Raw genomic sequence first — 15039 nt, 5'->3', positions numbered from 1 at the left:
CTTTGCCAGCATGGAGCTGGCATAGAGCTTACATGGACATATTTATCCAGCACCTAAATTCCATAGCCCATTGGTCATGGTTAATTGTCTTGGATAATTCATCCAGCACCTAAATAAGCCATGATTTTGAATCATTGCCAAAGACCTATGGAATTTAGGTGCTGGGTTCACGGCGTCCTATCAAGCGAGTCACCAAACCGCCACAAAGCCTACTAATTGTATAAGTTACTTTGTGCGTATTCCATAGTAGGCTATGTAACTGTTTTCGCGCCTTGCTACCGAACAAAATAACATTGCTATTAAAGCCGCAAACATGACCGCGCAAAATATAAATGTTATTTCGATGACTCGTTTTTTGAACTCGCTTTTGACAAACGCTCTAATGTCAAACTCAGCTTTAACAATGCACAAGCTAAAGAGTCGTCTTCGCGAGCTTCGGCGTTATGCCGAATTTCGGCAATACTGGCTGCGCAAGGGACATTTACGTGGCGCTCCTCCGGTTGCTCAACTTGGAGGTGAAGCGCTTCGGTGATTTTAAATTGTAAAATGTCTACCTGTTGACTCGGTATTTTATCGATAGCACCTAGGATGGCCGTGCGATAAAAACGTAGTTGCGACGCCCAATTAGCCGAATCGGCATACACCATCAGTTTATTTCGATCGATTACACAATGCACAGCACGCTCTTTCAAATGATCGGGCAAGGCCTCCCTAACGATTTTTAATAGTTTTTTTTGTTGTTCAACTTGACTATATAAAGAGGCAAGCGAACGGTTGGGATGCGCAAGCAATTGTCTAAAAGCGTTGGAGTTCGGCATATGCTTGAAAATTTTTAATCGACAGTAAGTTTCAGACGATTATAAAGAAATTCTCTTGTTAATTCAGTGGCTATTAAATAGTAAGCGCACAATAAGTCGATTGATTCTAGACGGTAGCTGTTTTGTCAGTTGACTTTGAGGAAATAAGGCATAGAATAATCTTAGCTTGAAATTCGATATATCTTTGATGATTTAGTTACGGCGTTTTTTCTGTAGTGCTCTGTTTCTGTAGATGCTCGTTACGTTCTGCCATTAAGAGATTTCACTATTTCTTAGCTAGACGGTCCGCTTTTGGACTAAATTGATTTAATTTTTTATTTTTAAGGTTTTGAGTATGTCTACTACTACAACAGGCACAGTTAAATGGTTCAACGCAGACAAAGGCTTCGGCTTCATCGAGCAAGGCCAAGGTCCTGACGTTTTCGTTCATTTCCGCAACATTGCGGGTTCCGGTTTCAAGTCCTTGACTGAAGGCCAAAAAGTTCAGTTTATCGTGACTCAAGGTCAAAAAGGCCCACAAGCCGAAGAAGTTACCGTTATCTAATAATATAGCCAACGGCTTATTATCCGACACACGGATGTGTCGACGAAGACATCCCTTTCCAGTTTGTAACTTTCAATCCCCGGCAATTCTCGTTGCCACACTTTGCACTCATCGTTATATACCCTTTGCCAAACACCCCGACGCCTCCATACCTTATTGCCGAAATTTGAAGTGCGATAGGTATACATAAATTGTAGGGTACGCTGCGCGTACCTAAGGACCGAAACCCTTCCCAGATCAAACAATAAGGACTTGAGTTAATATTTGGCGGGCGCCATGGTACGCACAGCGTACCCTACGGCGTCCTGCCAAGCGAGTTACCGAACCCTCAACAAAGCGCATAATTCTAGGACGTTATTTATAACGAAATCCTTAGTTCCGACTTACCCGGCATAGCAGACCCCGCGCCGTAGATTAAAAGACAGCGAAAGGATTGACGATTCCCCATTAAGATTTCAACGATATGAGGCTAATCGCGCTGACCACGGGGATTCAATCGGACCTGTTCAATGGCCTGGTTGATTGCTTCGGCGACCGCATTTTCCATCTCTTGATATGCTTGATCGGTAATATAAGAGCTTTTATCGACCATACTCCGCACATAGCAGGCAGGTAAGCGATTCAATGCAAGACAGGCAACATCATCAATAAAATCCTGAGGCAACGGCTCCTTGCTCTTTTGAGCCATACTCCAAAGCTGGTCAACGACCAACCTTTCATAATAGTTATTAATGTTTGACATACCCTTCTCTACCTACTCAATTTATTAACGACTAATTATACTCATCACAGATCAAAATTCGGCACCGGGGTGTCCGTCAAAGGACGCCGTGAACCCAGCACCTAAATCCAGCACCTAAATTCCATAGGTCTTTGGCGATGATTCAAAATCATGGCTTATTTAGGTGCTGGATGAATTATCCAAGATAGTTAACCATAGCCAATGGACTATGGAATTTAGGTGCTGGGTGAATACATCCCTGTAGGCTCTATGCCAGCTCCATGCCGGCCCCTCACCTAGCGTTAGGTGAGGGGCCGCACACCCTGGCGCCTCCTCAGGCACTGCTGAAATGTGAAGTGCGAAAGGCATATCTGCATTAGCTGTTTTACTTATTAAATAATAGTACAGATCTAAAACTAAAGCGTTCATTCCAAAAACCAGCCCGAGATGATAGCGATTCAATACCATTTGACAAAACCCTCAAATGAGCTTAAAAAGAACCTAATGGTTTCGAACTGAAATCATTGAGGACATGGCAAAAACATCTTCCCCAATGGCTCTTATGCCTCTGCGTCACCGCCCTTAAGTTAACGAAAAACTGTCATTCCGGCATGGATGACCGGCTCTTACGGTTCGTAGGCCCCTTCGAGGGCCCGCTGCCTTGGCTACCAAAGCAAGACCAGGCTGGGGAAAACCTGAATGTCGGCTAATCTTTAGCCAACATGACGACTTAATTTAATGACCGTGACGTTCTGCGTAAAAAATAATGGAGAATCGGAAGGTTATTTACAGCCATGTCCTAAGATCCTGTCTAATTTATAGGAGGTCACACACATGAAAAAACATCTATCGATTGTATTATCCGGGTTACTTTGCTCTTTAGCCACCGCCAGTTTCGCAGCGGAACAAGCGGTTCCGTTCCCCGAAGGCTACCGTAATTGGCTTCATACCAAGAGCATGTTGATTCAGCCGGGACACGCATTAGAAGACCCTTTTCAGGGGATTCATCATATCTATGCCAACAAATTAGCCGAAGACGGCTTGAAAACCGGTAAATATAAGGATGGAGCGGTATTGGTTTTCGACCTGCTCAACTATGTCGAAAAAGATAAAACGATACAGGAAGGCGATAGAAAACTGATCGGCGTGATGCTAAAGGATGCCAAGAAATTTGCCGACACCGGCGGTTGGGGCTTCGAAGGCTTTGCCGGCGACAGCAAAACAGAAAGACTGGTTACCGATGGCGGTAAGTCCTGTTTCGGTTGCCACGTCCCTCAGAAAAAAACCGATTACGTGTATTCGGAGTTTCGTAAATAAACCAACGTTTTGAGAATACATACCCATCGTAGATCAAAACTCGGCGCCGAACGCATCCTTAGACGGCGCCGAAAGTTAAAGCGCGAAAGGTATAAAGTTCGGACGGCGCGGAAGGCGTATTATCATGAACCCCCCGAGTGTAATACCCATCAATTCGCGTCGTCCATTTACCAACCCGTTGTCTTTCCCATATTTCCGGATATCGTTCAGCCGAAATAACTGATCGCCCCCATCAGCGGGGTACGCGGATTCAGCGATAATTTTACCGACACGGTATCTAGAAAACCGCTGAAACGGCCCTTGGCTTTAAATGCTTCGATAAACTTGCCCGACTCCAATACCGATCGAATTTTTGGACCAATGCCTCCCCCGATAAAAACCCCGCCGGTCGCGAATGACTTCAAGGCCAGATTACCGGCTTCGGCACCGTAAAGCTCTATAAAAATCCGGATGGTTTCGGTACATAAGGGATCTTCGCCGTTGATGCCTAATCTTGAAATAATCGCATTACGATCGCAGCCGTAGACACTCGGATAAGCACAGTCAGGAACCGCTGGACAAGCAGGAGCGAAACGGTTTTCGACCAAAAAGTCATAAATATTGCCGAACCCCATGCCTGAAACGAGCCGTTCGAAACTCACATGCCCGTTATATTTTTTTCTCAGAAAGTTCGAGAGCTGATCTTGCTGAACGGTTTGCGCGGCAAAGTCGCAATGACCGCCCTCGGTCGCTATCGGATGATGGCGCGCTCCGTCCCAATACAATATTGCTTCACCGAGACCTGTTCCCGCTGCAATCACGGCCATATTTCCGGCTTGCGATTTGGCGTTAGGGTTCAATTCCACCCAATCTTTTTCGTCCAGACACAGCATGCCGAGCGCCATCGCTTCCAAATCGTTTAATAAGCGTACTCGATCGGTGCGTAAGGTTTTTTTCAGTGCCTTAGCATCGAGTTGCCAGGGCAGATTGGTCGGCTCGCAGCGCTGCTCAATAACCGGCCCTGCGACGCCGAAACAGGCCGAATCGACCTTCACGCCCGCCGGTAAGAATTTATCTAATACCTCATCGAACTCTGGAAATTCAACGCTGCTGAAGGTTTGTTCTTGTTGCAACGTAATCAAGCCGTGTTCATTCTTGCTCAATAATGCCAAGGTCGTTTTGGTCCCTCCGATATCGCCTGCCAGAATCATTGTGAATCTCCTTGTTTTGTTTGATTATTATTTTCAAGTAGATAAATCAACGCATCGAGCATGCCGTTAGCGACTTGATGCGGAGGCAGCTGATAAAACGCCTGCCAAGCGAGCGAAACGACCTCTTTGTAATTATCCTTAGCTTCCGGATGAAGCTTGAGCCAACAAAGTCTGACCGCGTGACCGATGATAATATCGGTCACCAGGGTATCTTCGATTCTAATCGACGGATTGTCGCGAAACACGAAAGCCATTGCGTTTAGGGCTTCGACGGTCAACTGCCGGTAGACCGGTGCCTGAATCTTATTTAGCAAATGATTGACATGTAATTTGAAGCTTTGTTCGCCCGACGTCATTTGCGCTAACGTCGTTTCGCTATCCAACCGTCTCTTGCTGCTGAGTTTATCACCGATCATCAAGCCTTGACAGTGATGCAAAATATCCCAAACACCCGTAAAAAAACTTTCGCTTTCCCGACCTAGACTACCCCGACGTTCGCGCCAGTTATACCAGTCTTCGGCTTCGCCGAAATTTTCAGGGTCCATTTTTGGCGAAAAGCGTGCGCAAGTCAATTCCTGACATTGACCGACATAATTTAGCGTTTCGACTCGCTCGAATTGATATTGCGTATTGGTGAAATCCTCTAGGGTCTCGCGGACTTTTTGCATCAACTGATAAGGCGGCAAGGTCAAGACTTCGTTATAAGCCTGATCCAAGGTACAGTTCGAGTCCTTTTTTTGGCGCACCAAAATCAACTGCAAAATATGCCCGACACGAATCGTATGCATATCGGCAAATAGCTCCGGCTGGTACTTGATCAGCATACCGAGATACAGTATTAACTCCTGAATGATGATGTGCTCACTAGCGTCGTGAGTATCATTATAAGTACGGATAATCTCCAGAATCTCCGACGAGTCGGCCGGGCGCTTCAAAGTCGCCTTACCGCTGTAGGCCCGACCTACCGTTAATTGATGCTGATGCACCAAAATTTCGGTAGCCGCCTGCTCGAGATCGATATCGTATTTACCTAGTAAGCCCGCACTACGACGAATGATATCCCAAACCGCAAGATCGCCCGCGCGGATATAGACCTCTTCGAGCAACCCGCGAATCCGGCATGGATTGCCGTCGGCATCCTTAAGCCCGGTGTCGTAATCCAAACCATGACGCCCAGCCAGTAACGCAAGCGCTTCCAATTGTGCATAGAGATTGGCGCTCGCGGTCAATTGTTCGATCAACGCTTCATCGTCACTGATTTCCCAAGTGATCGTAACAAAAATATTCAAAGGCTCCGGCGGTTCGGTATCGATCGGCAAAATCAGAAAACAAGGCCGTTGCGGCTTGTCCCAAGAGGCCTCGGAAAACTTGAAATCGTGTAAATAATCGATCTTTTCATAACTTGAGCTTTCGGCCAATTTCGATAGCTCGCCGAATTTAATGGGCGTGCTGTTGATTTGCCCGCTTTGCAACTCTTGAATAAACTCGATCAACACATCACGATCGTCATCGCTGAGCATATTATATTTAACAACCAACACAAATAACGGATCACCTGTTGTGCCGTCCCAATTTTTATGAATGTAAGACAACTCCGAGCGTAAGCGCTGAATCAGTAAACGGTTGTCCATGGCTAAGTAAAAACCCTTTTGATTCAACAATTGAGGTAAAAACACCAACCGTTCGTTGGCCATCAAATAAATTCTGGATGTCGCCAGGGTTCTTAATTGCCGTAGCGGTCTTCCGGTTAAACCATGATTATCATTGCGTCCGATATTCGTATAGGCTGCAGCCAATTCGCTCGCGTCGCGAATTTGGATAGGCGAAATTTCCGCCAGCGTTTGGGTGTCGATTCCCCATGCCTTCAAATCGGCTTGAATCGTTTCATCCTCGGCAATCACCGCAACCTGCAAGGTGCAATCGCAGGTTTTCTCGCGAATATTATGCCGACCGAGCGGGTCGATGTCGTCGATCGCTAATAACCCGTCTTCTATCAGGTTTCCGAGAATAAACAAACCTTGCGCCCAAACCAATGGAATGTTTTCGTTCGGAATCCTGTCTTGACTATTAGGATTCGCTTTTTCGGCGTCGATCGCCTCTTTCGGTACGATATACAGTTCGGGCAATAATTGCCGCCCGTTTTGTTCGACTAGGAGCGCATCCAGCTTAGCCCTGTATTGCGCCGCCTCGTTATTATTGCCCGCATACAAATTATTCAGCAGCAGGTAACAGAAGAACAACGGCCACTCGCATTCGATGTCCATAAATTGCTTTAATTCATGCGGCTCGTAATGCAGGCGGCTCGGGTCTTCCAATTCGGTTTGGTGGCCGTCCAGCAAAAAACGCTTACAGCCGTAACGGCCCTCAAGTTTTTCACGGATCAAGGCCTCGGTACGGTTTTTCAATTCCTGATTGTCGACCGCGAAAGCCGGAAAACCGGTAATGCTCAATACCGCCGCATCCACTTCCTTGGATAACGACTCCCTGGGCAGCAAAGACTCCAGCGCGTTACGGGTGCGGGCGATATCATCGCTGATCACATGAATGACCGAGTTTTGCCCTCCCATGGGGCCAAACAAATTGAAGCCGGACATCGCCTCAAGCGCGGCCTTGGCCATGCCGATCGAGCTAGCGTTCAACTCGGCGATGCCCCGATTAATTTTGTTGCCGCGTTCCCAAATACCATAATCGGGAGTCCGGTAAGCCCGGCTGATGTAGTGCACCAAATTCTGCACGAAATTGACTTCGTCGATCGTAAATACGATGCGCAGTCCCGATGCAGTCATTTGCGCCAGCATCAACAAAAATAACGACGTGGCATCCAACTGCAAATGCCCCCATTCGCTGTCGCCGACCACCACTTCGCCGGTTTTTAGATCGTACTTGGCATGCAGCGCATCGAGCGGATCTTGCGTTTGTTTAAACATTTCGACTTTATGCGCTTGGCGCATCATTGCTACTAACAGCCCGCGCATTAACTTAACCACGCTTTGTTCAAGCAAATATGCCTTACCGTTCGGTTCGCCGGATTTTCGATAAGCTAAAGCCAAACCCCAAGGAGCAAGGATGCTATAAACGTTATCGCGAACCCAGGCGTCGTTGTAATTACCGTGAACGTTGTTTGCGGTACTAGCCGGCAGTAAGCCGCTGATCCAGTCTTGTCTATTTAAAATGATATCTCGCACTTCGTCGAAATAGGCATCCAATTTTTCAATTTGCAATTTGTTCTTCATGAATTTTTTCCGTGTAACGAACACAATCTTTTGGATCGTAACTATTTAGCCCCCCGGCAATTAACGTTCTCACGCTCTGCGTTGGAACGCCTGAGTACCTCTGCAGTGACACAAGACGCTAGAGCGTCTCGGTCTTCATTCCCACGCCGGAGCGTGGGAACGATAGGGGGGTGTGAATAATTACTTGGGACCTGCTTTTACTTTAACTTAAAGCCATGCAATCAGACGATTTTATTTTTGGGATGAATCAAGCAAATTATATTCCTTACGACTCGAAAGTCTTCTTATCACCAACCGGATTCTGCTAATCTGTTCTTCTATTTCAAGTTTCGGTGTAAAACTTTGTTGCAAATAGACGAGTATCTAATAAAAGAATGTCTATCCGATAGAGGCTGGTATCGGCTGTATCGCGCCGTGCGCGTGCAAGATCGCAAGGAAGTGACGCTTAAACATCTGGAGGAGAGTCATCCGAGCGACACGATGCTGGCATGCTTTCGCAGTGAATTCGACATGCTGAAGCGCGTGGCGATGCCGGCCGTTACCGAGGGTCTGGACTTGTTGAATCACGGCCGGCGCTTGATTTTGGTGCGCGAATACTTTAATGGGCGCACATTACGGGAATATGCGGCCGGCCTGGCATTACCGGTTCAGGAAGCATTTGGCTTGATTTTCGAACTCATTGAGTCGATCGCCGCAATACATCGGCACGGAGTCGTTCACGGCAATTTAAACCCCACCAATATTTTGGTCGACCCGAAACAAATGCAGTTGAAATTGCTCGGCTTCGGTCGAGCCGCATGCGCCTTACAAACCCGTGCTGAACCGGAGGCGCTCTATCCGAGCGAGCGTGAGATCGATTATTTGGCCCCCGAACAAAGCGGTCGGATGAATCGCGGCATCGACGGTAGAGCCGACATCTATGGGCTCGGAACGATCGTATTTGAATTGTTTACCGGCCGCAAACCGTTTATGTCGCCGGACTCGATCGGCGCGATTCACCGCCATATCGCCCATGAGGTCCCCGATCCTAGGGAATTTTGTCCTGACTTGCCTGATGACCTGGCGCGTATCGTCATCGGAATGCTCGCTAAAGACCCTGAAGAGCGTTATCAAAGAGCGGACGAGTTGTTGTCGGATCTTTCGCTCTGCCGACAAGCGTTGTGCAAAGGCCAGAGCATGGAAAGAACCATGCCTTCCGTTTTTCGGAACCCGCGGCAACTCTATGGACGCGAAGCCGAGTTGGGGCAATTGGAAGCCGCCTTGACTCAGGCACGGCATGACAAGGCCGTTCTCTGCCTGGTGACGGGCCCCTCGGGCGTCGGTAAATCGCGCTTGATCGAGTCATTCAACCAACAAAGCCTACCGGCCGATTGCTATTTCATCTCCGCCAAATGCGACCAATTTCAAAATAATCCGCCGGCGCGCTTATTTCATGACGCATTTAGTCTTTTACTTAAGCAAATATTGGGCGAAGAAGACGAAGCGTTGGCGATCTGGCGGCATCGCCTATTCGAGCAACTGGGAGACGAAGCGGCAGCCGTCATCGAATTGATTCCCGAACTCGAGCTGTTGTTGGGGGCGCAACCGGCGCTTGCCGAGTTGCCGGCAGCCGAAAACAAGGTTCGTTCATTGCGGCTGTGGTTACGCTTCGTACAGATCTTTTGCCGGCCGAACCGGCCTCTGTGCGTATTTCTCGATGACCTGCAGTGGGCCGATCCGGCGTTGTTCGAGTGGTTGGCGGCGATGTTGTCGGGCCTAGAGCACCTGTTGTTGATAGCGGCGTACCGCGGCGATGAAGTCAATCCGGGCGATGGAGTGATTGCGCTTGAAAACAAATTTCGCGACGAAGGCGGCCGGGTCGAAACGATCGAGTTGAATGCCTTGCCGATGCCGGCCCTGACCGCGATGATGATAGATTCAATCAGGCTCGAAAAGAAGACGGCGGACGAGTTATGCGCTTCGATCCATGTCAAGACGCAGGGCAATCCCTTCTTTTTCCTACAATATCTGCGCGAGCTTCAGCGAAACAACGTCTTGCACTATGATGCCGGAACCGGCCAATGGCGCTTCGACCGCGAAAGGCTTTGCGCGGCCGCCATCAGCGACAATGTCGTCGACTTCATGACGAAGCGGGTCGGCAAACTCGACGAGCCGGTGCGTGAATTGTTGAAAATCGTCGCCTGCATCGGCTGTGCGGTAGATCCCGACACGATTGTAACCGTGTTCGGCGAAAACACCTTGCCGTATAAAAATTTGGCCGCCGCCGAAACGTTGGGCTTGCTGCTCAAGCAGTCCGACATGGCAGAAAAAAACAAGGCGCGCTATTTTTTTTCGCATGATCGAGTGCAGCAAGCCGTCCATTCGTTATGCTCGGAACACGAACTGCTCGGCAATCGATTGAAAATCGGCCGTTTTTGGGTCGATCAAGCCAGAATGGGGCATGACAGGTCTTTACTGTCTCAGGCGGTCGACCATCTCAATGCGACTCTACCGTTGATCGACGACGCCGGCGAAAGAAGCCGGCTCGGTGCCGATAATTTTAAATTGGGACTGTGGACCAAGCATCGCGGCGCATTCGAACAAGCCTTACCCTATCTGCGCCATGCCTCGGAATTGCTTGCCGATCGACTACCGAGTTTCGGCGGTTTAGCGTCGGTGCTTTGGCAACTCGCCGAATGCGAACATCTATGCGGTCATCACAAGCAGGCCGAACGGCTTTTCGAACAGGCCGTCACACTGTCTCGCTCCGAACTCGAAAAAGCGCGCATTTTCGAATTGATGATTCAATTCTATGCCGATCTAGGCCGATTCGACCGCGCGTATCGAGTCGGCCGACAAGCGGCCGCATTGTTCGGAATCGATCTACCGAAGCGCTTCAATCGATTGAGTTTTCTGACCGAGTTTTTGGCTTTGAAATTCCGTTTACGAAAGTTCACGACCGACGATTTGCTCGATTTGCCGGCAGTCGCCGATGCGAGAATGGACATCGCGATACGCCTGCTGTCGGCTACATTGAAGGTCGCCTATCAAATAAGGCCGGAATTATGCGCCGCGATTTCGGTGAAACAGGTCCGTCGATGCCTGAAGCACGGCAACAATGCCGAGGCCGTGATCGGCTACATGGTATTCGGCGTGATTTTTCTGGGCGGCGTGTTAGGCAATCATCAAGCAGGTTACGATTATGGACGTCTGTCGTTGAGCTTGCTGGATAAATATGCCAATCAGCGGCAGAAGGCCGAAGTCAATTTCGTATACGGTTATTTCGCGAATTCATGGACTCACCCCGCCGTCGACACCGAAACCTATTGGCACACCGCACTCGACGCCGGTCTGGAAAGCGGCGATTGGTTTCACAGCGGCTGCGCCTGTTGCGGATTGATACAAAGCCAACTGATGCGAGGCGTGCCGCTCGATGTAATTTGGCAGGAAAGCGAACGGCTTCTGGCGATACTGAAACGCATCGACGGCCGCGAGCATTCGGGCGTCATTGAAGGCATACGCCAAGCGATACGAAACTTGCGCGGCGATACCGATGCGCCGACATCGTTCGGTTCTGCCGATTTCGACGAGACAACCTTCGTCGAAGCTTTGGCCGATTACGGTTCGCGGCATTTTGCGCATTATTATTACGTCAACAAAATGCAGAGTTTGTATCTGTGGGGCGATGACGAGCGAGCCATGGGCACGAGCCGCGACTCATCGGCCTATCTGAAAGATTCGGCCGGCATGCTGCATGCAGCGGAACACCATTTCTATACGGCATTGATTCTCGCCAAACGTTATCCCGCGATGCCTCGCATCGAACGTTTCCGTACCTTGTGGATCATCCTGCGCACCGAGAAAAACTTTAGGCGCTGGGCGCGGCGCTGCCCGCAAAATTTCCAGAGCCGTCTTTTTTTGCTACAGGCTGAAATTTACCGCCTGCAACGGAAACCGGCACCGGCGGCATTGGCCTGTCAACAGGCCGCCTCCGACGCCGAACTCAACGGACAATTGCATTTGGAGGGCCTTGCGAATGAATTGGCCGGGCGCCTTTATCGAGAACAGGGGCAGGAGCGGCTGGCCCGGTTTCATTTCGAAGAGGCGGCTTATTGTTACCGGCGCTGGGGCGCGACCGGCTATTTGCCGCACTTCAACGAGCGCTATGGCTTGACCCTGGCAAACCGAGCCGGATCGCCGCCGCATGACATCGGACATCGCTGGGATCTCGAAACATTGCTCAAGGCCGCCGAGACGATCGCGGCTGAACGGCGCTTGCCGGATTTATTGCAAACCTTGATGAACATTGTGATCGAAAACGCCGGCGCGCAACGCGGCGTTTTGTTGTTGCAGGAAAGCGGCGGGCTCTTCGTTCAGGCCGAAGCACGGATCGATTCGAAGGACATCGAGTTGATGCAACGCTTGCCGCTGGCATTCGCAAGCGACTTGCCGCAAACGGCGATCAATTATGTCTCGCGCAGCCGGGAAACGGTCATCTTGGATAATGCCGGGAAAAGTCCAGTCTACGGGCGGGACAAGGTGATCATCGAGCGCCGCGTACGTTCCCTGCTATGCACTCCATTGTTGCTGAGCGGCGAACTGCAAGGCGTACTCTATCTGGAAAACAATGCGGCGGACGCCGTTTTTACCGAGGAGCATGTTTTTTTGTTAAGGCATTTGAGCGGCCAGATCGCGATTTCGATCGATAACGCTCAGGGCTATCGCTTGCTCGAAGACAAGGTCTCCGAACGCACCAAGCATATCGAAAAGCAGAAAGCGGCGCTGAAAGAAAAAAACAGCGAATTGGAAGCACGTAACGCCACGATCGAAGCGCTCAACGAACGCTTGTTGAATGAAAACCGCGTGCGCCGACTTGCCGAAGCCGATTTACAGAAAGCCAACGAGGAATTACAGCGCCTGGCGACCATGGACAGCTTGACCCAAATCGCCAACCGACGCTGTTTCGACGACTATCTCGCCCAAGAATGCCGGCGTCTGGAACGTGACAATGCACCGCTGGCGCTGATTTTATGCGACATCGATCATTTCAAGCTTTTCAACGACCGTTACGGTCATCAGGCCGGAGACGAATGTTTAATTAAAGTCGCTCAGGCGATTGCCGGCGCATTGCGCAGGCCGACCGATCTGGCGGCGCGCTACGGCGGCGAAGAATTTGCCGTGGTCATGCCTCGTACCGGCGCGCCGGGCGCGCTGCAAGTCGGCAAGCTGATACAGCAGGCGGTAGCCGACTTGCAAATTCCGCATCTAGGCTCCGAGGCTACCGGGTTCGTCACGGTCAGCATCGGTATCGCAACCGCGACTCCGTTTCACAAATGTCCGCCCGAGTCCTTGATCAAGGCCGCCGACGCTGCCCTTTATCGTGTCAAAGAAAACGGCCGCAACGACATCGATCTGCAATCGGCGGCATGAGCCTACAGGGATGCATTCACGGCGTCCTTTGACGGCCACCCCGGTGCCGAATTTCACGCTCTTTCCCAAGCACCAGAGTTGGTGAATACATCATAAAAAAATTTATTCACCATGAAGACAATGAAGATAAAAGCATATAAATCAATAATATAACTCTTCATGTTACTTCATACTCTTCATGGTTATTTCGTAATCTTAAATACTTCCACAGCCTCTCCAGCATAGGAAAGACACCCCGGAAGCTAGAGCTTCCTGAACAGGTTACCCAAGCTGGAGCTCTCATCGTTATACATAAGTCAAAAATTACCCTTTTGCAATCTTAACCAATGAGACCTCGATACCATTTATTGTCACTTAACATTAGCGGATCTCCTAACGCTAGACGAACCACGTAGGGTACGCTGTGCGTACCATGGTAACCCCGCGATATTCATGTGCCAACCGAACCGCCAGGGCACGGCTTTGGTACGCGCAGCGTACCCTACAATTATCGAACTATCGCGCCCTTCCGCTCGGACGTCTCATTGTTCTCCTTCTGGTAAAATGCGCGCTTCGATTCAGTCGGCGACGAGGATTACAGTGGCAGGATACTTACCGTTTATCGGGCGGCAATGGCCTCTTTTGGGGTTCGGGTTTTTCACGGTCTTTTGGGGGAATCTCGGACAGTCGTTTTTTTTGAGTTGGTACGGCGCCGATATCCAGCAAACACTGAGCCTTTCGGCATCCCGCTACGGCGGAATTTATGCCTTGGCCACGGTCGCGAGCGGTGCATGCATCATGCTATTGGGCGGCTTGTTGGACAAATGGCGTATCGGTTTCGTCGCGGCGCTAATTGCCGTTACGCTGATGGCGGCCTGCGTGTCACTGTCCTTCGCCGATTCGGTACCGGCGTTGGCGGTCGGTTTTTTTCTAATACGCCTGTCCGGACAGGGCTTGATGCCCTTGACTGCGCAAACGGCAATGGCTCGTTCGTTCAATGAAAATAGAGGCAAGGCCATCAGTATCGCGCTGAGCGGCGTTCCGGCAGGAGAAGTCATCATGCCTGCGCTTGCGGTGTCATTGATTGCACTTTTCGGCTGGCGGCAAAGCTGGCTGATATGGGCGCTGAGCATTCCACTGCTATATTTGCCGTTGACCTATTGGTTTTTGCGCCGTTCGAAGACAAGTTCCAAGGAAGAGCAAATATCCGCCGATCATTCAAGTCCCGGCAAATCTGCCGGCCGGCTTGAGGTACTCAAGGACTGGCGATTTTGGTCGACCTTGCCGGCGGTATTGTCGGGCCCTTTCATGCTCACCGGTATTTTTATCCAACAGGGCTTCATTTTGGCACAAAAAGACTGGAGCCCTTCCTGGCTGGCCGGCAGCTTCGTGGCTTACGGTATATTGCATTGGCTAAGTTCGATGCTGTCGGGCGTCTTGGTCGATAGTTTCAGTGCAAAACGTTTGCTGCCCTATATTATGCTACCGCTGTTTCTATCGTTATTTAGCTTGGCGTGTCTTAACGGACTATGGGTAGCGCCATTATTCATGAGCTTTCTGGGCATTTCGATCGGCATGATGAATACCGTCATCAGTGCGCTTTGGTCCGAAGTGTACGGCACCGCCAAGCAAGGTACGATTCGCTCGATGATGATGTCGCTGATGGTTCTCGCCTCTTCCGTATCGCCTTGGCTGTTCGGCTTGTTGATCGATGCCGGAGTCGACAGCTTCGGTCTTTTTATTGGCTCGGCAATCGCCGTGCTGCTGGCAGGACTATTGGTCTTGCCGGCTTATCCTCCTATAGCCCGAAAATAAGCGGAAACAAACA

At 50.0% G+C, this 15039-nt stretch carries 8 protein-coding genes; 4 read left to right on the top strand and 4 right to left on the bottom strand.

Going from position 1 to position 15039, the window contains the following annotated elements:
* Positions 1-335 precede the first annotated feature (335 nt).
* Positions 336-818 (bottom strand): DciA family protein, encoded by a 483-nt coding sequence (locus MEALZ_RS03425; protein ID WP_014147207.1) that lies wholly within the window; start codon positions 816-818, stop codon positions 336-338.
* A 334-nt stretch (positions 819-1152) separates the two neighbouring features.
* Between MEALZ_RS03425 and MEALZ_RS21445 the strand changes: the two genes are divergently transcribed.
* Positions 1153-1362, top strand: a complete 210-nt coding sequence (locus MEALZ_RS21445; protein ID WP_017840831.1) for a cold-shock protein — start codon at positions 1153-1155, stop codon at positions 1360-1362.
* A 469-nt stretch (positions 1363-1831) separates the two neighbouring features.
* Here MEALZ_RS21445 and MEALZ_RS03415 read toward each other — a convergent pair whose 3' ends face one another.
* Entirely contained in the window at positions 1832-2104 is a 273-nt protein-coding gene (locus tag MEALZ_RS03415) for a late competence development ComFB family protein (RefSeq protein WP_014147205.1), read from the bottom strand.
* Between the two features lie 813 nt (positions 2105-2917).
* On the opposite strand from MEALZ_RS03415, the gene MEALZ_RS03410 reads away from it, so the two are divergent.
* Positions 2918-3400 carry a cytochrome P460 family protein gene (locus MEALZ_RS03410; RefSeq protein ID WP_014147203.1) on the top strand — a complete coding sequence of 161 codons (483 nt, stop codon included), beginning with the start codon at positions 2918-2920 and terminating at the stop codon, positions 3398-3400.
* A 206-nt stretch (positions 3401-3606) separates the two neighbouring features.
* Here MEALZ_RS03410 and glk read toward each other — a convergent pair whose 3' ends face one another.
* Entirely contained in the window at positions 3607-4590 is a 984-nt protein-coding gene (glk, locus tag MEALZ_RS03405) for a glucokinase (RefSeq protein ID WP_014147202.1), read from the bottom strand.
* Complete coding sequence (locus MEALZ_RS03400) at positions 4587-7823, bottom strand: glycoside hydrolase family 15 protein (protein ID WP_014147201.1); 3237 nt, start codon at positions 7821-7823, stop codon at positions 4587-4589. The genes glk and MEALZ_RS03400 overlap by 4 nt, the downstream gene beginning before the upstream one ends.
* 342 nt (positions 7824-8165) lie before the next feature.
* On the opposite strand from MEALZ_RS03400, the gene MEALZ_RS20560 reads away from it, so the two are divergent.
* On the top strand, positions 8166-13232 hold the full coding sequence (locus MEALZ_RS20560; RefSeq protein WP_014147200.1) for a diguanylate cyclase domain-containing protein: 5067 nt from the start codon (positions 8166-8168) through the stop codon (positions 13230-13232).
* A 579-nt stretch (positions 13233-13811) separates the two neighbouring features.
* The gene (locus MEALZ_RS03390; protein WP_014147199.1) at positions 13812-15026 is read left to right on the top strand and encodes an MFS transporter; all 1215 of its coding nucleotides are present in this window, start codon (positions 13812-13814) and stop codon (positions 15024-15026) included.
* Positions 15027-15039: the final 13 nt, after the last annotated feature.

Origin of the sequence: Methylotuvimicrobium alcaliphilum 20Z, assembly GCF_000968535.2 — a bacterium.
Classification (GTDB): Bacteria; Pseudomonadota; Gammaproteobacteria; order Methylococcales; family Methylomonadaceae; genus Methylotuvimicrobium; species Methylotuvimicrobium alcaliphilum.
Note: the sequence above shows the minus strand (reverse complement) of the source record. Positions and strands in the feature narration are given on the sequence as shown.